The 19,587-nt window shown below is 47.7% G+C and carries 18 protein-coding genes and 1 riboswitch; of the genes, 10 read left to right on the top strand and 8 right to left on the bottom strand.

The genetic code is table 11. From position 1 onward, the window contains the following. On the top strand, window positions 1-437 hold a 437-nt coding region (locus tag KT99_RS12535; RefSeq protein WP_005500597.1), incomplete at its 5' end, for a hypothetical protein. A 283-nt stretch (window positions 438-720) separates the two neighbouring features. On the opposite strand, the gene KT99_RS12530 is transcribed toward KT99_RS12535, so the two are convergent. From KT99_RS12530 to fadI, 8 genes are all read right to left on the bottom strand, one after another. Next, complete coding sequence (locus KT99_RS12530; RefSeq protein ID WP_005500593.1) at window positions 721-1,386, bottom strand: energy-coupling factor ABC transporter ATP-binding protein; 666 nt, start codon at window positions 1,384-1,386, stop codon at window positions 721-723. A gap of 12 nt (window positions 1,387-1,398) precedes the next feature. Then, complete coding sequence (cbiQ, locus tag KT99_RS12525) at window positions 1,399-2,181, bottom strand: cobalt ECF transporter T component CbiQ (RefSeq protein ID WP_005500591.1); 783 nt, start codon at window positions 2,179-2,181, stop codon at window positions 1,399-1,401. Then, window positions 2,178-2,738 (bottom strand): hypothetical protein, encoded by a 561-nt coding sequence (locus KT99_RS12520; protein ID WP_005500589.1) that lies wholly within the window; start codon window positions 2,736-2,738, stop codon window positions 2,178-2,180. The genes cbiQ and KT99_RS12520 overlap by 4 nt, the downstream gene beginning before the upstream one ends. Beyond that, entirely contained in the window at window positions 2,731-3,336 is a 606-nt protein-coding gene (gene cbiM / locus KT99_RS12515; protein WP_005500588.1) for a cobalt transporter CbiM, read from the bottom strand. The genes KT99_RS12520 and cbiM overlap by 8 nt, the downstream gene beginning before the upstream one ends. Window positions 3,337-3,345: 9 nt before the next feature. Further along, complete coding sequence (locus KT99_RS12510; protein WP_005500587.1) at window positions 3,346-4,116, bottom strand: DUF4198 domain-containing protein; 771 nt, start codon at window positions 4,114-4,116, stop codon at window positions 3,346-3,348. A 96-nt stretch (window positions 4,117-4,212) separates the two neighbouring features. Next, a riboswitch (cobalamin riboswitch) is annotated at window positions 4,213-4,386 on the bottom strand. Between the two features lie 108 nt (window positions 4,387-4,494). Then, window positions 4,495-5,232, bottom strand: coding sequence for a LuxR C-terminal-related transcriptional regulator (locus KT99_RS12505; RefSeq protein WP_005500586.1), 738 nt, complete (start codon window positions 5,230-5,232; stop codon window positions 4,495-4,497). 400 nt (window positions 5,233-5,632) lie between these two features. Beyond that, on the bottom strand, window positions 5,633-7,762 hold the full coding sequence (gene fadJ / locus KT99_RS12500) for a fatty acid oxidation complex subunit alpha FadJ (RefSeq protein ID WP_005500585.1): 2,130 nt from the start codon (window positions 7,760-7,762) through the stop codon (window positions 5,633-5,635). Window positions 7,763-7,767: 5 nt separating this feature from the next. Further along, window positions 7,768-9,078, bottom strand: coding sequence for an acetyl-CoA C-acyltransferase FadI (gene fadI / locus KT99_RS12495; protein WP_005500584.1), 1,311 nt, complete (start codon window positions 9,076-9,078; stop codon window positions 7,768-7,770). A 440-nt stretch (window positions 9,079-9,518) separates the two neighbouring features. On the opposite strand from fadI, the gene KT99_RS12490 reads away from it, so the two are divergent. From KT99_RS12490 to putP, 9 genes are all read left to right on the top strand, one after another. Next, window positions 9,519-10,475: an AAA family ATPase gene (locus tag KT99_RS12490; protein WP_040571950.1), complete on the top strand. Its 957-nt coding sequence runs from the start codon at window positions 9,519-9,521 to the stop codon at window positions 10,473-10,475. After that, window positions 10,476-11,405: a DUF58 domain-containing protein gene (locus KT99_RS12485; protein WP_005500582.1), complete on the top strand. Its 930-nt coding sequence runs from the start codon at window positions 10,476-10,478 to the stop codon at window positions 11,403-11,405. Next, the gene (locus tag KT99_RS12480) at window positions 11,405-11,929 is read left to right on the top strand and encodes a DUF4381 domain-containing protein (protein WP_005500581.1); all 525 of its coding nucleotides are present in this window, start codon (window positions 11,405-11,407) and stop codon (window positions 11,927-11,929) included. The genes KT99_RS12485 and KT99_RS12480 overlap by 1 nt, the downstream gene beginning before the upstream one ends. Next, window positions 11,923-12,927, top strand: a complete 1,005-nt coding sequence (locus tag KT99_RS12475; protein WP_005500580.1) for a vWA domain-containing protein — start codon at window positions 11,923-11,925, stop codon at window positions 12,925-12,927. Before KT99_RS12480 ends, KT99_RS12475 begins: the two co-directional genes overlap by 7 nt. 2 nt (window positions 12,928-12,929) lie before the next feature. Continuing rightward, on the top strand, window positions 12,930-14,786 hold the full coding sequence (locus KT99_RS12470; RefSeq protein WP_005500578.1) for a vWA domain-containing protein: 1,857 nt from the start codon (window positions 12,930-12,932) through the stop codon (window positions 14,784-14,786). Beyond that, on the top strand, window positions 14,780-16,477 hold the full coding sequence (locus tag KT99_RS12465) for a BatD family protein (RefSeq protein ID WP_005500577.1): 1,698 nt from the start codon (window positions 14,780-14,782) through the stop codon (window positions 16,475-16,477). Before KT99_RS12470 ends, KT99_RS12465 begins: the two co-directional genes overlap by 7 nt. Before the next feature lie 109 nt (window positions 16,478-16,586). Next, window positions 16,587-17,150, top strand: a complete 564-nt coding sequence (locus tag KT99_RS12460; RefSeq protein WP_005500576.1) for a sigma-70 family RNA polymerase sigma factor — start codon at window positions 16,587-16,589, stop codon at window positions 17,148-17,150. Next, window positions 17,143-17,847, top strand: coding sequence for a DUF3379 domain-containing protein (locus tag KT99_RS12455; RefSeq protein WP_005500575.1), 705 nt, complete (start codon window positions 17,143-17,145; stop codon window positions 17,845-17,847). The genes KT99_RS12460 and KT99_RS12455 overlap by 8 nt, the downstream gene beginning before the upstream one ends. 136 nt (window positions 17,848-17,983) lie before the next feature. Further along, window positions 17,984-19,435 (top strand): sodium/proline symporter PutP, encoded by a 1,452-nt coding sequence (gene putP, locus KT99_RS12450; protein WP_005500574.1) that lies wholly within the window; start codon window positions 17,984-17,986, stop codon window positions 19,433-19,435. The last annotated feature ends 152 nt before the right edge of the window (window positions 19,436-19,587 follow it).

Genomic DNA, 19,587 nt, shown 5'->3' with positions numbered 1-19,587 from the left:
CAACGACTATCGCCCTAGTGTTATCAACTTCTACAATGGCATTTGAAACTCCTGCAATTAACTCTAATCAAACACTTCTCGCAGGTGCTCCACACATCAAGTTTAAGCCTGTTGAACTGGCCGGCGCTCCACACATCAAGTTCAAGCCTGTTGAGCTAGCTGGCGCTCCACACATCAAGTTTAAGCCTGTTGAACTGGCTGGCGCTCCACACATTAAGTTCAAGCCTGTTGAACTCGCTGGTGCTCCACATATCAAGTTCAAGCCTGTTGAACTCGCCGGTGCTCCACATATCAAGTTCAAGCCTGTTGAACTCGCCGGTGCTCCACACATCAAGTTCAAGCCTATTGAGCTAGCTGGCGCTCCACACATTAAGTTCAAGCCTGTTGAACTCGCTGGTGCTCCACATATCAAGTTCATCAACCAAGAAATCGCTTAAGGTCTAGGAGAATTATTATGTTTGATTCAATTAAGAAAGCACTTGGTCTTAATAGTAAGCCACAGCGTAAGAAAGTTAAGCTTCCGGAAGGACTGAATCGCCTCGAAGTCATTCCAGCGAAAGGTTGGTGGAATTAACAAATATTTCAACTCATCGCAGGAAATCCATATATTTCCTGCGATATCTAATACCATTCCATATAAGTATCTGGTCAGTTCCGATACTTACTCGGAATGGTATAACCATCGTTCGGTTCTACGTGCATCGTCTAATTTCAAAACGATTATGACTTGTTACGAATCACTCCATCTTCTAATAAATATTCCTTTTCCACCAAGTGAGCTCTGATATCAGCATCATGGCTAACCAAAATCATCGGTAGTGACAACTCTTTTAAAATACTAATTAACCGATCCGCATTGTCGAGATCTAAATCGTTGCTTGGCTCGTCTAATATCAAGACTTCAGGTTTCATCGCCAGGACACTCGCCAGTGCCACTATTCTTTTTTGACCACCCGATAATTGATAAGTAATTTTATTCTCAAGGTGGCTAGCATTAAGCTGCTTAAGTATTTCTCTCGATGTAACTATTGCCTCAGTTCGAGTTAACCCTTGGTTAAGCGGCCCAAAACAGACATCTTCAATCACGGTTGGACAAAATAGCTGATCGTCTGGATCTTGAAAAACCAAGCCTATACGTGTTCGGAAGCGGCTGAAATCAGCTTCCGTACGACACGAATGACCAAACAACAACACTTCACCAGAGATTATCTTTCTTAGCCCCATAATAATAGCGAGCAAGGTACTCTTACCACTGCCATTTTTACCTGAGATAGCGACTTTCTGACCACTAAACAGTGAAAAATTGAGCTTGTCGGCAGTCACACTGCCATCCGCATGTTGATAACTGACGTCCTTAAGCTCTATTATTGGGGGTGATGATGACATAAATAACTTCTCTCAAATAATGTAATTTGACGGATTAAATGACCAAAATGATGAACAAAAAATAAAACAGATCACAAGCAGATAACTGAAAAAAATAACGAAATCGCATCTGGGCACCCGGCTAGGTTCATGAGATAGAAAATGACCACGAAAACCTCTACACCTCATTGCCTGAGAAATTCTATCGGCACGATCGAAAGCGCGTACCAAAAGTACGCCAAACAGATAACCATAGGAACGCCAAGTATGCATGTTATTGCCGGGCTTAAAGCCGCGGATCTTCATTGCCTGTCTTAATCGATAAAATTCCAGATACAAAACCTCAATATATCGAACCGTAAATTGCATCAAAAGGGCAAAACGTCTAGGTACTCCTAACTCCACCAGTACCTTTCCCAAGGTTATCGCATCGATTCCAGCACTGAGCGCCATTACGGCTAACATCACAATATTAGCTTTCAGCAAAATCATCATCGCCATCTTGATACCAGGCTCGGATGCCCCAAACCCTATGATGCTAAACACAGGTTCCCCCGGTACACTAAAGGGGATTAGCAGGACAGTGAACAGGACCAGGCAATCCATCGCCAACAAACGTTTACCCGTTTGGCTGATGGATAAACCACTGCGACACCACAGATAGGAAACCAAGATAAAAAATAGCCCCAATGCTAGCCAAACCTGGGTCAGCACAACCGCAAATGCCACACAAGTCATGAGCAGCACCCTCAATTTGGCAGAAACCAGTATCGAGTTTTCGGCCATGACCTTGGGGTTTAATAATGTTTCAATCATTCCCGTCGTGTTCTCATCAATGACCAGAGCCCGAACAGACCACAGATATAACCTAGCCCTCCTAACACATCGTGCCAGCGTATATTGGCTTCATATTGATCCAGTTGATTTCGCAGCGGCTGAATCGCTTTGCTCATCGCGGCCTCATACAATATCTGACAACGGTCAACATTGTGATTAGATTGCACGACTTCCAACTCTGGTAACTTCAACTCAATCGAGTCAGATCTCGAGATGCTTTTCGTAGGGAATTCGCTACTGGCAATAGCAAACGTCGCGACGTGCCCCTGGCCGGCGTTCGCCTTGACCTGATAATCCCCGGCCTCCATTTGCTTAAAACTGAATTCACCCACGTCATCGGTATTGGTGTTTGCCACCACCCGTTTATCCACCAACAAATCGATTTTAGCCCCCTTGGCCTTACCTCCCCCGGCGAAGTAGACTTCACCGACTATATTTGTGCCATCGACCCAGGCAAATACCTTAATACGATGCGCCTGCGCCGTATTCATCAGGCACAAGAATATGAGCATAGCTAGGCAAACAAATTTAGACATTGGATTGGATTCCCTTAAACATTTCTGGTTTGACCTTATTGAGCAGTACTATGATAAAACTGGAAATAACGCCTTCCAGTACAGACAAAGGCAGGTTGCCCCAGAAAACGACTTTTGCCGTCGTAAGAAAAGCATCGCCCGAAAGATACAGAGATAGCGACACCATCAGCCCAGTGAGTAAAACGGCACTACTTCCGGCCAAAAAACCGAGCAACTGCGCGGGCATAAAGTGCCTTAGTGGCCTTAACATGGCACCCACTATTACCGCTGGCAACGCAATGTTCAGACAGTTCACTCCGAGTACCACAATCCCCCCAAAACCGAAGAATAGCGCCTGCAATATCAGCGCGATCAACATGACCGGAAATGCTAACCAGCCTAATAACAGCCCAATTAATCCATTAAAAATAAGGTGCACACTCGAGGGGCCAAGTGGAATGTGGATCAGAGATGCCACAAAAAAGCATGCCGACAACACTGCCGCAAAGGGAATTTTGTCATCATCCAGTTTTCTCAAACCCACTGCTGTTCCCACTAAAGTCATGGCTATTCCAGCCATTAACACAGGTGTGGCTAATACTCCATCAGCTATATGCATTTTCTAACCTCACTTCATATCCAGGGTTTGCAACCAAATAACACCGGCCCGTTCATGGTGATATTGCTTACCTTCGAAAGTAAATAACGTCTTATCCGGTACCAGAGCCGCGATGCCCCACCAGCCTTCACGGGGCAAGACTACAGAAAATTCTCCCATGGCATTTGTTCGAACTTCTAGAAAGTTCCAGGCATCGGAAGGCAGTGTCACACCCGAATCATTGTAATATTCGATCTCAACAGAGACATTCGCTGCCGGCTGGCCGTCGGCCAGTACCCGTCCCGTAAAAAGACTGTTGGTCCACAGTGCAAATGGACGTGTCAGAGGAATAATCTCCACGGGGGTGCCAAGGGGGGATTGCCACTGCCCAAGTGCTGCAAAGACATCAACCACGACTTTGGCATATTGAGTTATCACCACCTCTTCAATAGGATCTAAGTATGGTGCTTGGTTGGCATAGAAGGTATACGTTCCCGGTCGGCGCAGGTTCACATTCAATCGCCAGCTTGTTTCGCTGCCTCGAACAACGGCTTCGAGCTCGTCAGTGAGATCAACACGGGTTTCATTTATGATGTAACCTGCGGATACAGGGCGCACTATGGACATAGTGGGTCCTAAGGTCGACGGATGGGTGAAGATAATGGGAAAGTGGAGCTGACGAGAGTCTCCAGTATCGATCACTTGTTTTTCAGGAAAAAATGCGAGGAAATGTGCAGTCACTTGACACGAATATAGCCAAAGGCCGATAACAATGAAGCTCAGAGACAATGTTGATTTCATCAGAGATAACCATCTAGTTTACCCAAAAATAACCTGAAATCGAACATGAACATTCATCGATTGAATATTACTGCTAGCTGAGTGCTCCCGCCCAGATTCCAGTGTTGCATTAAGGCGGGTTTCCTGACTTCTGGATCATCGCTTGCCACACCTTCCCAGCAATAGCCAGTGGTTATGCAGTTCACTTCTCAGTTACAGTTGCGGGTACAGTCCGAAATTTTCATCCGATTCCCCATTAAGCCTAGCGGCTCCTCAATGAGGTCATGTTATGGCAGTTCCACTTGATCATCACTATGAGTTTTCACAGTAAATTCCGCGACAAGTACAAAATGAGAGACTTATCACTACTACCGATATCGATGAGGCGACTAAGATTAATTAGATGAGATAGTGAGTATTCGCCAGTTTAATCAGGTTAGCAATATTTCTGGCCGCGAGGGTTTTTTTTAAAACATCAATATGATAATCAATGCCACGCTCAGTAAGATGACACGACTCGGCAATCTCAGCTCTGCTGTAACCATCCGAGAGTAAAGATAATATATTTCTAGATAGGGGTTTCACGATATTAAAATCAACCAGTGGATTGATCTCTTTTCCATGCACTCTCGCAATTTTCATATGCAGGTATTCAAGCTCCGCCACCAGCGTATATCTATTATTCAACAACTCATTTTTTACCATGTCGCTATCGATTAATAGCGAAAATCTAGCAACCAATTCAGGAGAGAATGGGCAGGGAATTGAAAAAGTGATTCTGTGACGATAACCAAATTTAATCATATCGATAAGTGGCGATGATTTATCTTTCATATCACAGTCATATTCCCAGATATGAAGGCTATTCTCTAATACTTTTTCAAAATTTCTGTCTTTGACTATCCAACGACGCCCCCAACAACGCCAATAAGTCAGAGCATTAGCAGAGCTTGCATAGATATGTTTTCTGCCTGCTATTTTTTGATGGACAATGGTTTTAGAGCTGTAGTGAGAAAACCAGGCTTTATGATCAGCCAAGTCGATACAATAGACGATATCCGCTATATGATACTTTTTATAGAAAAGTGTTAGCCTGTCGGCAATATCTGCCCGACAATGATCATCAGGTTTATTCAATAGTTATCTCCTTAGAATGCCCAGAGCCTTAGAGATAATGTAAGACACCTCTATTAGAGATCATACTAATCACGGTGAATTTTGTGACTTGTGGTGTCATATTCCTCCACATTTGTCCCTGACAGGCGTAGATCCCATTATCAGCATATGTTCTCAGATTTTCAAAGGAAGAATGATGATTGAGCTGATGTTGAAAATAAAGCTGGAATTATCGAACCCAGCCAAATAGTTAGGCTCACAGCAGGACACAACATCAAGAAAGGAACCTGCAGGCTCCTTTCTGATTTAGCTACGGCATTTACGTCAAAACATGACGTAACAAGCGGTCTAGCCCGCAGCACGCTTGTAGGCAAACCGTTTATGAGTATTAAATAATGGGTAGCCCACGGTTCCGAGCGACTCAGAAGAAGCGTCTGCCAGTTGCGGCCATCTCCTGCAGGCGATCGCACGGCGTAAATCGGTCCCCATGCTTAGCTTGGTATTTCTCTAGCTTAGCAACTAAGACTCCTGCTCCCAGCGTATCAATATAGTGGAATGGTCCACCCAGGAATGGCGGAAAACCAATACCGAAGATAGCACCTATATCACCATCACGAGGTGAGGCGATAATCCCCTCTTCCAAACAACGCACCGCCTCGTTGAGCATCTGCACCACGCAGCGCTCCGCAACGTCGGCAAGCTCGCCCGGAGTGCTAGTGCCTGGAGTCAACCCCAGCAGTTTATACACACTCTCATCGACCCGCTTGGCCTTCTTGTTGCTCTTCTTGCCATACAAGTAGAAGCCCTTGCCGTTCTTACGCCCCTTTCTGTCATCGCCAAGCAACTTATCGAACGCTGCAGGCGCCTTAAATCGCTCACCTAACTCAGCTGCCAATATAGGAGAAATCTTCGCGCCTACATCAATACCGACTTCATCGAGTAGCGTCATAGGGCCAACAGGGAAACCAAACTTGACCAGCGCCTTGTCCAGATGATCTACACTCTGGCCCTCGAGTAGCAATTGCGCCGCTTCATTCATATACAGGGCTAGAATACGATTGACATAGAAACCGGCGCCGTCTTGAACGACGATGGGCGTTTTCCCTTGCTTGCGGGCAAAAGCAACCACGGTTGCTATGGTCTCGGGCGAGGTTTTCTTATGCGCGATAACTTCAACCAAGGGCATTTTCTCAACGGGAGAAAAGTAATGCAGACCGATGACATTTTCGGGACGAGTCGCCGCCTCGGCAATCTGTGAGATTGGCAGTGAGGAGGTATTTGAAGCGAAAATGGTGTTCTCACCACACTCACGTTCGACGTCTTTTACCATCTGATGCTTAAGGTTCAAGTCTTCAAACACCGCCTCAACCACGATATCGGCATCTTTGATGCCTTTATACTCTGTGGTTGTGGTCATCAGCGACATGATATTGTCTCTGGCCGATGGCGTCATATGGCGACGCTTTACGCCTTTATCGAGCAGCTTATAAGCATAAGAGAGTGCGTTGCTAAGCCCCTGCTCACTGATATCTTTCACTCTTGCCGGGATCTTAGCTTTGCTGGTCGTCACCGAGGCAATACCGCCGCCCATGAGGCCGCCACCGAGTACCATAACCTTGTTGACCTTACGAGGCACAACATCTCCGGCGCCGGTCTCTCTCTTCATCTCGGTCGTGGCAAAGAAGATGCTTCTTAATGCGGCCGACTCTGTCGACATCACCAACTCGGCGAAATGGCTGGCTTCAACTTCAAGCCCTGCGGTCTTCCCCTTAGCCATGCCTTGACGCACGCAGTCGATAATCTTTGCCGGCGCAGGGTAATTACCTTGAGTCTTCTGCTGAACTTGCTTACCCGCTTGGTCGAAGATGATATTTCGGCCAAAAGATGTGCCTTCGAGCAACTTGTTAAGCAGAGACTTTTTCACTTTCTTAGCGACACGTTTACCTTTCAGCGCCATTTTCACGGCGGTAGCTAACAGTATCGACTCGGGGACGACATCGTCGACCAAGCCCATCTTCAACGCTTGCTTAGGGCGGATCTGCTTACCCGTTAGCATCATATCTAACGCCGTAGTGATACCAACGAGTCTAGGTAACCTCTGGGTTCCACCGCCACCTGGCAACAGGCCTAGCTGAACCTCAGGCACGCCCATCGTGGTCTTACTATTTTGGCTACACACTCTTTGATGACAAGCCAATGCCAGTTCCAAACCGCCGCCCAGACACACACCATCTATCGCCGCAACCACGGGGATCGACATGGCTTCAAGTTCGTTAAAGACTCTATGTCCTTGCTGTGACAGCGCCTTAGCGTCTTCCACCGAGGTACAAGCATCCAACATGGAGATATCTGCACCAGCAACGAAACAATCTTTCTTTGCAGAAGCTAACACTAAGCCCTTGATACTGTTATCGGCTTTAATTTCCGCCAATATTTCAGTGATCTCGGGGCCAAACTCGCTGCGCAAGGTATTCATGGTTTCGCCGGGTACATCTATCGTCAGTACGGCGATGCCATCTTCACGGCGAACTAAATTAAATGTCTTTTCCATAAGAATTACTCCACTTCTACTATCATAGCTACACCTAAACCACCTGCCGCACAGGCCGTGGTGAGTCCAGTACCACCGCCTCGACGTTTTAGTTCACGACAGACTTGGGTGATTAATCGAGTGCCCGTTGCGGCAAAAGGATGACCATAAGCGAGTGAGCCACCTAACACATTAAATTTGCTCATATCTATCTCGCCTATGGCGCGGTTTCTGCCGAGTTTCTCTGCGGCGAACTTTTTCGAGGCAAACATCTGCATATTGGCAAGGGTTTGAGCGGCAAAGGCTTCATGCATCTCGATAAGCGTCAGATCTTCGAGCTCCATACCCGCACGTTGCAGTGCCAGAGGCGTCGCATAAGATGGGCCCATCAACATGTCTTCCCACACATCGATGGCGCTAAAAGCATAACTCTTGATGTAGCCGATGGGATCATAGCCAAGCGCTTTAGCGCGGCTCTCACTCATCATTAACACCGCCGAAGCACCATCGGTTAACGGTGTACTGGTGGCTGCGGTAACGGTACCATGCTTGCGATCGAATGCCGGCTTTAGCTTGGCATAAGATTCCAGGGTAGAGTTTTCACGAATATTATTATCACGGTCGATAAAACACTTATAAGGCGGAACATGAGCCGCCATGACCTCATCCCTAAGGTGACCGGCATTCCAGGTCTCAGTGGCAAGCGTATGGGAGCGGTGTGCTAAAGCATCTTGATCGGCGCGGCTAATGTTATAAGTCTTGGCCATCTGCTCTGCAGTTTGGCCCATGGAGATGCCGGTAGAAAATTCGGCGACTGCAGGCGGAACCGGGAACAAATCTTTTATCCTTAAGCGTCTGAAGATAGCCAGCTTCTGACTGAAAGAGCGGGCCTTGTTCAGATCGACTAACGCATGAGCCAATCTCTTCGATACACCGATCGGCAGAACCGAAGATGAATCGGCGCCACCGGCGATACCAATATCGATATTCCCCGTCATAATTGACTCGGCAACATTGACCGTAGACTGAAAACTGGTCGCACAAGCCCTGCTAACACTATAGGCATCGGTACTCACGTTCATCCCTGTACCCAGTACAATTTCTCGGGCAATATTAGGCGCCGCTGGCATCTGAATCACTTGTCCATATACGAGCTGCTCTATCTCTTTAGGATCAAGCTCCGAACGAGACAACATCTCGTTGACGACCATCTTGCCCATGTCCAGTGCCGAAACACCGTGAAACGCCGTAGCTTGTTTAGCAAATGGTGTTCTTAACCCCATTACTATTGCAATACGATCGCCCTTGGCGTTCGTTACCTGTTGTCTGTGACTCATTTGCCGCCCTCTTATTATACGCCTAGCCGATATTTAGCTGTTGACGCTATTATTTCCTTGCCGCATTTTAATCTGTCCGACTGTACTGCATATAACAGGTCTGACCATTAAAGTGTGATCCGATTCTAACTTCTTAAAGGAAAGTTTTAAACACCTGTTTGGTTTTTAGGCTGAAAAATATCAATAAAACCTTTATTAACAATGTTTAATGAAGTTTATTTTGATTTATCTTGTCCTATATATGCATATTACAAATAGCTAAATCGAGTTAAAGCGGCGTGCAGCATATAACTAAGTCGTACAATTAAGATGACTTTTATACACAAAAGGTAAATTGGCACTAGCCAAACCCTATGTGAATTTTTTACCATGTCCTTGGTCTATAACTAAACTGTCCTTGGTCTATAACTAAACTAATGAAAAACAAACTGAGTAGCATCATGCCTTTGAGTCGATTTCACGCGTTACGCGAACACCTTAACCAGGTCATTTTGGGACAACCGGTCCTAACAGAAAGCTTATTAATAGCCTTAATAGCGGATGGACATTTACTCGTTGAGGGACCTCCCGGACTGGCGAAAACCCGAGCGGTAAAGGCCCTATGCGATGGCGTCGAAGGGGATTTCCACCGAATTCAGTTTACCCCGGATTTACTCCCTGCCGATTTAACCGGCACCGATATCTATCGAGCTCAGACGGCGACCTTTGAATTTGAAGCTGGGCCCATTTTTCACAACCTTATCTTAGCCGATGAGATCAACCGTGCCCCCGCCAAGGTTCAGTCGGCTCTGCTCGAAGCGATGGGGGAAGGTCAGGTTACCGTAGGTAAGAATAGCTACAAATTACCTGAACTTTTCCTGGTCATGGCGACGCAAAACCCGCTAGAGAACGAGGGGACTTATCCGCTACCCGAAGCACAGCTAGATCGCTTCCTGATGCATCTCAAACTCGATTATCCCAATGCGGAAACAGAACTCAAGATCATGCGTATGTCACGTAAAGAAGCCTTGAAGCAAGCCGCTCCCACTGTAGAGCCTATCATTCAGAAAGATATTTTCGCAGCCCGCGAAGAGTCACTGGAACTCTATCTCGCCGAGCCGTTAGAAAAATACATAGTCGACATTGTGATGGCGACCAGACAACCTCAGCGCTACAGCGATGAACTGGCCAGTTGGCTTGAGTATGGTGTCAGCCCACGAGCAACACTGGCATTGGAGCGTTGCGCCCGAGCCCGAGCCTGGTTACTCGAACGCGACTTCGTCTCACCGGAAGATATTCAAGCCGTGGCACCCAACGTATTGAGACACAGGTTACTACTGAGTTATCAGGCACAAGCCGAAGGCGTGAGTAGCGACCAAGTGATCGATTATATTTTATCTCAAGTCGCGGTGCCTTAAGTGTCTGAAATTGTCCTACCTCTTTTTGCCGACGGGGTAAACCTGAATCAAAAAGAGCTGCTAGCATGCCAAAATATCGCCAGAGCGCTTCCCGAGAAACGCTCTAAAGCCCGTGCAAGTCTCTCGGGACTCAGGGCCAGCCTGATTAAGGGCCGGGGCATGGAGTTTGCCGAAGTACGGCAATACCAACCCGGTGATGATGTCAGGACCATAGATTGGCGCGTCACGGCCCGTACGGGTAAGGTCCATACTAAGCTCTTCGTTGAGGAGCGCGAGCGGCCGGTACTGATTTTACTCGATCTCAGTCACAGCCTCTATTTTGGCTCCAGCTTACTGCTGCAATCGGTACAGGCTGCACATCTGGCCACCACGCTGGGCTGGAGTGCAATCCTGCACAGCGACAGATTAGGGGCATTGATTGCCACAGAAGATGAGCATATTGAACTCAAGCCAAGAAGCCGCCAGAAAGGCATCTTGCAACTCATCTCAGCCATCGAGTCTGTGCATAAACAACAACTGGCTCGGCTGACTACACATCAGGCTGAGCCAGATCATATATTCCGTGCATGTCAAAGACTCAGGCGCATCGCTAAGCCTGGCTCATTGATCTGGATAATTAGCGATGGCAGCAATTTCAATGAGTCTTGTCTTGCGCCTCTGTCAGATCTAAAACGCCATTGCGATATGGGGGCCTTCTTAATCACAGACCCCCTGAGACAAGGCAAGCTAACACTGCCCAAACAGTTCCAACTGCCGGTTAAAGATGGCAATAAGGAGCTGACCCTCAATCGAGCCGGCTATGATACCTGGCTGCAAAAACAACTTCAGACCCAGGCCCAGTTTACGCAAATGATGCAAAAATTAAATGTTCACACACGCACATTAGATGCGGGCATGACCCTTAACGATCAACTTGGAGCGTTAAGATAATGCAGCCCACAGCCAATCCCGCCCTCACCGCATTGAAAGACATTCATACACCCGAGGCCATCAGTAACATGCCAATGGCCTTAGGTTACTGGCTGGTCCTAGCACTGATATTGATTGCCCTCACGGCGCTCATGTTCAAAGTCAAACAAGCGAGGCGCCACAGGGCGCCAAAACGCGAAGTCTTATTCGCCGTCGCGTCATTGGACACCTCTAGCGATAAACATGCCGCCGATATTCCAGTGCAGATAAATAGCTTAATCAAACGCGCAGCCATGAGTTACCTCTCGAGGGAACAGGTGGCAAGTCTTCAAGGCGACAGTTGGCACCAGTGGATGACGCAGCAAGTTGACACTGTTAATCCGCGTCTTAAAGCCCTGCTCGACAGACGCTATCAGAGAGATGGGCTGACTCGAAAGGAGGCCGAAGAGCTCAAAATGTTAGCCACCCATTGGCTCAAGCAAGCCTTACCATTAAAAAAAGATATTCAGAATATCGCTACCAGCAACAAGGAGGCACAATGCTGACTCTCGCATGGGCCTGGCTACTCTTACTACTGCCATTACCACTCATCTTCAGAAAACAGCAACAAGAAGTCGAGATCAGCGGTCATCTTCATCTGCCCGGCATAGGTGAAAATGGGGCTGAGCAAATTCAGCAACGAGTCCATTCCCGTAAAGCCTACTGGCTAGTCTGGGTGCTGTTAGTGATTGCCGTTGCGCGCCCCTTGTGGATGGGTGATGCTATCGAGCTGCCCAGTAAGGGCCGCGATCTTATGCTGGCGGTGGATCTTTCCGGCAGTATGCAGATTGAAGACATGGTGCTCAACGGACAAACCGTGGATCGATTTACCATGATACAAGATGTTGTCAGTGACTTTATCGAACGTCGTAAGGGAGACAAGTTAGGCCTTATTCTGTTCGCAGATCATGCTTATCTGCAGGCCCCGCTGACCCAAGATAGACGCTCTGTCGCTCAATTCCTACAGGAAGCTCAGATAGGATTAGTCGGCAAACAAACCGCCATAGGCGAAGCGATAGCCTTAGGGGTTAAACGTTTCGACATGGTCGACAAGAGTAATCGGATTTTAGTGCTGCTCACCGATGGCTCCAATAATTCAGGTTCCATCTCTCCCGAGCAAGCCGCCGCTATCGCCGCTAAGCGTGGAGTGAAGATCTACGCCATCGGCGTCGGCGCAGATGTCATGGAGAGACGTTCTATCTTCGGCACAGAAAGAGTCAACCCGTCGATGGATCTCGATGAAGCACAACTAATCTCCCTGGCTAAAACCACAGGAGGCTTGTACTTCAGGGCCAGAAGTTCTCAGGATCTGCAGCTGATCTATCAAGAAATCGATAAACTTGAGCCCATTAGCCGAGATCAACTCAGCTATCGACCTCAAGCGGAACTCTTTTATCTGCCATTGGCTGTCGCCTTGTTGCTCACTATCTTTATGGCACTATCGCAACTCCCCTTATTTAATCGACCCGTGCAATGGCTAACGGCCCGTCGAGGAGACAGATAAACATGCATTTTCTTCGACCCGAGTGGTTTTTCGCACTCATTCCCCTGATAATTATCATGCTATTCTTGTGGCGCAGTGAACGAAAAAAATCGACATGGAATCGTTACATTGCCCCCCATCTAGCCAGTCTATTAGTCACACAAACTAACGAGATAAAACGCAGCAAGTTATGGTCTCTCGGATTGGCTTGGCTCGTGGCCGTGCTGGCCTTGTCGGGACCCGCGTTCACTAAGCAATCTTTGCCGGTGTATGAAGCGGCTCAAGGCAGAGTCATCGTCATGGATATGTCTCTGTCTATGTACGCAACCGATCTGTCTCCCAATAGATTGTCACAAGCAAAATTTAAGGCCACCGACCTTATCGGTGAGCTAAAAGAAGGCGAGACTGGACTCATCGCCTATGCAGGGGATGCCTTCACCATCAGTCCGTTGACGCGAGATAGAGCGACCTTACTCAACCTACTGCCAACCTTGTCACCGGATATCATGCCGGTTCGAGGCTCTAATTTAGTCGCGGCGTTGCAGCAAGGGAAAAACTTACTCGCTCAAGGCGGACACATACGCGGTGACATCTTATTGCTCACCGACGGCGTATCGACATCGCAGATGCGTGCAGCAAAAGCCGTGTTAAAAGGCAGCCAATATCGCTTAGCCATCATGGCTTTTGGCAGTGAGCAAGGCTCCCCCATTCGTCTGCCTGATGGTCAATTACTCAGGGATAATGCCGGCCAGATTGTCGTCGCTAAGACGAACTATTCGCTGCTCAATGAGCTGGCCCAGGCTGCCGATGGTGTATTAATTCCCTATCGAAGTGATGGCCGGGATCTCGAACAGATGCAGAGCTGGCTGTCGACAACCGGCGACACTAAGGCGACCGAACTCGATGGCGAGATCTGGCAAGATGCCGGCCCCTATATCGCGCTATTACTCCTGTTGCCGGTATTGCTGAGTTTCAGGCATGGATTGGTTGCGGCCATTGCACTCTTTATCGTCTATATTCCAACTCAGGTTCAGGCATCGGCCTGGGACTCTCTATGGCAAACTCAAGATCAACAAGGAATGCACGCCTATCAGGCAGAGGATTATCAGCAGGCATCAGATTCCTTTGCCTCTCCTCAATGGCAAGCCAGCGCCCTGTATAAGGCTGGAAATTATGCTGAGGCTCTGTCATTGTTCGAACAAGATAACTCTGCTAACGGCTGGTACAATCAGGGCAACAGCTTGATGCAGCAAAACAAATACCATGAGGCGATAAAACGTTATCAAGAAGCATTAGCACAATCCCCGCAATTAACGGGTGCAAAGGATAATCTAGATCTTGCCAAAAAATTAGCGCAACAGCAGCAAGACAGCCCAGATCAAGAGCAGTCAGGTAAAGACCAAGCGGATCAAGACAAGTCTGACTCACAAGAAAAGTCTGCGGACGATACCGACAAAGATTCTGGCAAAGATAAGCAGCAAAAATCTGATCAGGACCAGCAATCACCATCCAATGACTCACAGCAGGACAGTGCTGCTGATAAAGAGAATGCAGCAGATAAGAGCTCGGAAGACAAGAGTTCAGAAAATCAAAGCTCAAAAAACAACAGTAACGATGCCGACATGCAGGCCGATCCGGACAAGCAGCAGGCTCGTTCGCAAAACCCGCAAGCAACCAATGAACATCCAGATGAAGACGCTCAGGCAAAAGCCCAAGCGGCTCAAATGCATCAAGGACCAGAAGCACTTCCGCCTGAGATGGAGCGTGCGTTAAGAGCTCTGGTCGACGACCCACAATTGTTACTGAGAAATAAGATGCAACTCGAATATCAAAAACGTGCAAGACAAAATGCTAACTCTAAGGATCAGCAGCAATGGTAGTTTCCAGACGTTTATTACTCGCCTTAGTGACGCTAGTTTTTTCTACTCCCACTTTTGCCATTAGCCAGCTGGAAACAAGTGTCGATAGAAACCCTGCCGTTGAAAAGGAATATTTAGTCCTGACCATCAGTGCCGACGATGATGTCAAAACCGGAGATCTAGATACATCCCCACTGCTCAAAGACTTCATTATTGGACGCACCAGCGTCAGCCGCAGCACACAAATCATTAATTTCGACTCGAGGAAGCAAACTCGTTGGCAAATCCTGCTGGCACCTAAGCATGCCGGTACAATCCTGATCCCCTCTTTGAGAGTAGGCGGAGTCGAGTCGACACCTATCGAGCTGAGTGTCGTCGCCGCGGGCAGTCAACCCCAGCAGATGAGGAACCTGTTTATACGTACCAGCTTATCCACTGAAGAAGCCTATGTGGGACAACTCATCATCTATAAAGTGAAACTCTTCTTAGCAGTGGATCTTCAGCGAGGGCTATTAAGTGCCCCTAACTTAGATGGTGCACAGATCAAACAGCTAGGTGAAGATGTCGATACGACAGAAATTTTCAATGGCCGCCGCTATCGGGTTATCGAACGCACATACGGCATCATTGCCGATCAACCCGGAGAGTTGACCATAGACGGCACAGGATTTTCGGGCGATGTGTTAGTGCAAGGCTCTCGTCTAGGCGGCATGTTTTCTTTCAATGAAAGCCGCCCCATGGAAGCCAGAGCCGCGAAATCTATCTTACTCATTAACCCTATACCCAATGAGTATCACGGTGAATGGTTAGTATCAGATCTGGTCGCGCTAAGTGAAGACTGGCCGGAAGAGACTCAGGAATATCGGGTCGGCAACCCTATCACACGTACCATTAAATTACTGGCGGCGAATACGGATGAAACCAGCTTAGCGGATATTGTCATACCTATACCCCAAGGTCTAAAAACCTACCCGGAAAAACCGGTACGCAAGACGTTCTTGCGAGATAAACAGATGGTGTCACAGCTGACCCAAACCTTAGCTATAGTGCCAACCAGAGCCGGAGAATACACCTTACCGGCCATCACAGTACCTTGGTGGAATCCTCACACCAAACGCCAGGAGCAAGCGACGCTCCCCGCCAGAACCATCACAGTGATAGCCAGCGACGTAGCAGAAGTCAATTTATCGCAGATAACGAATACCTCTGCGACCAATACAGCGGATTACTGGCCTTGGCTAAGCTTAATCTTTGCCACCCTATGGTTAGCGACCTTAGCGCTGTGGAAAAAGAGTATCGGCCAGGTTAAACAGTTCACGGTTAATCAGGCTGACTCGGGATCGCCCCTAAACATGACCGATGCAGTAACCAGCAATGAGAATGTTCAACGCCATGCCTTCCCCGTCCTAACGGCTAAGCAAGGCACTAGCCTATCGACGCTGGAAGCCGCCTGTAATGAGGGAAACCCCGGAAAAGTATTGACGATGCTTCAGGCTCATTACGCTGAACAATATTCTCGCTCCATGAGCCTTGCCGACATAGCCGGGTTATCCTTTGAATTGAATCAGGCCATTTCGCGGCTGCAGATCAGCGCCTTCAGTAAGCAACAAACTCCTGTGGATTATCAGATGGTCATCGAAGCGGTGAAATCATCAAAAAATAACAAGGTTCAGCAGCGGACTTCTACACTGGTGGATCTTAATCCTAAGTAGGCCTCACGATGCTTTTGACAAGAAGTTAATAGTTAACTTCTTGTCATTCTCTCCAAGCAGGTTAAGCTAGCCACCATATGTGGCTAGTTAATCGAGCACTAATTTAAAAATGTTTAATCGCCTGCGAAATAAAAAACCCGCTTCCTCGGTCAATTCTGACATGCTAAGTAAACAAAGACGATACGATAGCCTTGTCAGGGCACTCCATGCAGATATATTCCGCTACGCCTACTGGTTATGTGGGGATAAGCATATTGCGGAGGACATCACTCAGGAGACCTTTCTCAGGGCATGGCGCTCACTCGAGTCATTAAAGGATGATAAGGCGGCTAAAGCCTGGCTTATCACCATAGTGAGGAGAGAGAATGCCCGTCGATTCGAGAGGAAACAGTTCGATTACTCAGATATTGAGCAAGAGCAACTGGAAGACCATATCTCCACCAGCACCGAAGATAACGCAGAGCAGTACTTAATCCGCAGACATATCTCAAAATTAGCGATCGAATACCGTGAACCGTTAATTTTACAAGTCATTGGTGGCTTCAGCGGCGAAGAAATTGCAAAAATATTACAGCTCAACCGTAATACCGTGATGACTCGACTGTTTCGTGCCAGAAACCAGTTAAAAAATTTAATAGAACAACCACAAGTAAGAGGTCAATCCAATGGATGAGCTGAAGTTTAGACGCCAGGCCTATGGAGAGCCAAACTGTCAGGACGATGATTTTTTAGCGTCGATGCAAGCCGCCCCTGAACGCGAAGCTTTCGTCAATGAATTAAAGAAGCTCGATAAAAAACTTGAGCGGGCCTTAAAAATTGATGTACCGGAAGATTTAGTGGCCAAGTTGCTGCTTAATCAACAGCTGCATCGGCATCAGAGACTGAGACGTAAGTTCGGATTTACTCTGGCGCTTGCCGCATCGATAGCTTTTATCGCAGGGATCAGTTTTACCCTACTGAGAATGGCCCCGGTCGACTTAGGACAACATGCCCTCGCCCATGTGTATCATGAGACTAAAGCACTGACCATAGATCAGAATGTCAGCTTTAAAGATGTCAATTTTCAGCTGGCCTCTCTGGGCACAATAGGCAATGCAAGGTTCACTCAACAACCGGGGAAAGTCTATTACAGTACTTTTTGTGACTTTCAAGGCGTGAAGAGCCTACACCTGGTTATGCAGGGAGAGCATAGCAAGGTTACCCTCTTTATCGTCCCCATTGAGGATCGTATGGTGCTCGAACAAGCCTTTGCCGATAACAAGTACAAGGGAAGAGGTTTCACCACCGACGATGCCTACATGTTACTCGTGAGTGAAAACGATGCTGACCTAAGTTACCTAAAGAAAGAGATTCAACAAATATTCATCTAAAGTCGTAACATCCTGTGGTGGCATCCGCTCACCACAGGACCTACCAGCTTCACATTTCCAATCAATATTGAGCTTCGCATCTAACATCTGCTAGCATGTCGTCCACTTTCTTAAAATAAAAAATAATGGCATAAGCATGGATATTCAATTACCGATATTAGTGACCTTCATCGGCTATCTCGTCCTCATGATGGGGATCGGCCTATGGGCCTATAAAGCGACGGACTCAGTTGACGATTATATTTTAGGTGGCAGAAGCATGGGCCCGGCCGTCACCGCATTGAGTGTTGGTGCATCAGATATGTCAGGCTGGCTACTACTTGGATTACCCGGTGCAGTTTATATGGGTGGACTAGGCGAAGCTTGGATTGGTATAGGCCTGGTCTTTGGCGCCTGGCTAAACTGGCTCTTGGTCGCCAAGCGTCTGCGTATATACACGGAATTTACCGATAACGCCCTCACCTTACCCGACTTCTTCGAGAAACGCTTCGAAGACAGCAAAGGCTTACTCAAGCTAGTTTCCGCAGTCACTATTCTAGTCTTCTTCACCTTCTATGCTTCAGCAGGCATGGTAGGCGGTGCAATACTGTTTGAAAAAGTCTTCGGTCTCGATTACACCTTAGCCTTGATTATCGGCTCGACCATTATCGTCGCATATACATTTATCGGCGGATTCTTTGCCGTCAGTTGGACCGACTTCTTCCAAGGCTGTTTGATGTTGATTGCGCTATTAATCGTCCCGGTGGCTATTTTCAGTCAACCTGAAACCCAAAATGCTCTCGACAGTATCGACCCGGCCATGCTCTCCATGTTCAATGAAGACACCACAGTCATCGGTTTGGTCTCGCTTCTCGCATGGGGCTTAGGTTATTTCGGTCAACCTCATATCCTGTCTCGCTTCATGGCCATCAAGAGTGCCAATGATATTCCGCTATCTCGTCGTATCGCCATGAGCTGGATGATTATCGCCCTCTTAGGTGCATTGGCAACGGGCATAGCCGGTAGCTTGTACTTCGCCAACGATCCATTGGCCAATCCTGAGACCGTTTTCATCCACCTGGCACATGCGGCATTTAACCCATGGATCGGCGGTCTGCTTATCGCGGCGATTTTATCGGCCATCATGAGCACCATAGATTCACAGCTCTTGGTCTGCTCTAGTGTCATCACAGAAGATTTCTATAAGAAGTGGTTACGCCCACAAGCCAGCAGCAAAGAACTGATGTTAGTGGGCCGCATCGGCGTACTCGCGATTGCCATTATCGCTGGTATCGTGGCACTCAACCCAGAAAGCAGCGTGCTTGGACTCGTGAGTTATGCCTGGGCAGGTTTTGGCGCGGCATTTGGTCCTGTGGTGTTACTCTCGCTCTTCTGGAGTGCTTACAGTCGCAATGGTGCGGTGGCGACTATTGTCGTCGGTGCATTGACTGTGGTGATCTGGAAACAGCTTTCAGGGGGTATCTTCGACCTCTATGAAATCTTACCAGGCTTCATTTTTGCAACGCTTTCAGGTGTAATTGTGAGTAAAATATCTGCCCCTTCCGCTAAGGTCAAAGCACAGTTTAGAGTATTTACTTCAAAGTTATAATCACTAAAAATAAGGCATTCGCCCCTTCAAAGACAAAAATAGCGTACACGTGTACGCTATTTTTATCATTTATTTTCAGCCCTGCTTTTTACAAGCCCGCAACCTAAATTCAAACCGAGTAAAAGCCTTGATGCGCCTCATGATAGGCGCTC

Source organism: Shewanella benthica KT99 (assembly GCF_000172075.1).
GTDB lineage: Bacteria > Pseudomonadota > Gammaproteobacteria > Enterobacterales > Shewanellaceae > Shewanella > Shewanella benthica_A.
The sequence above is the reverse complement of the archived record's forward strand: the minus strand, read 5'-3'. Positions and strand labels throughout refer to the sequence as shown.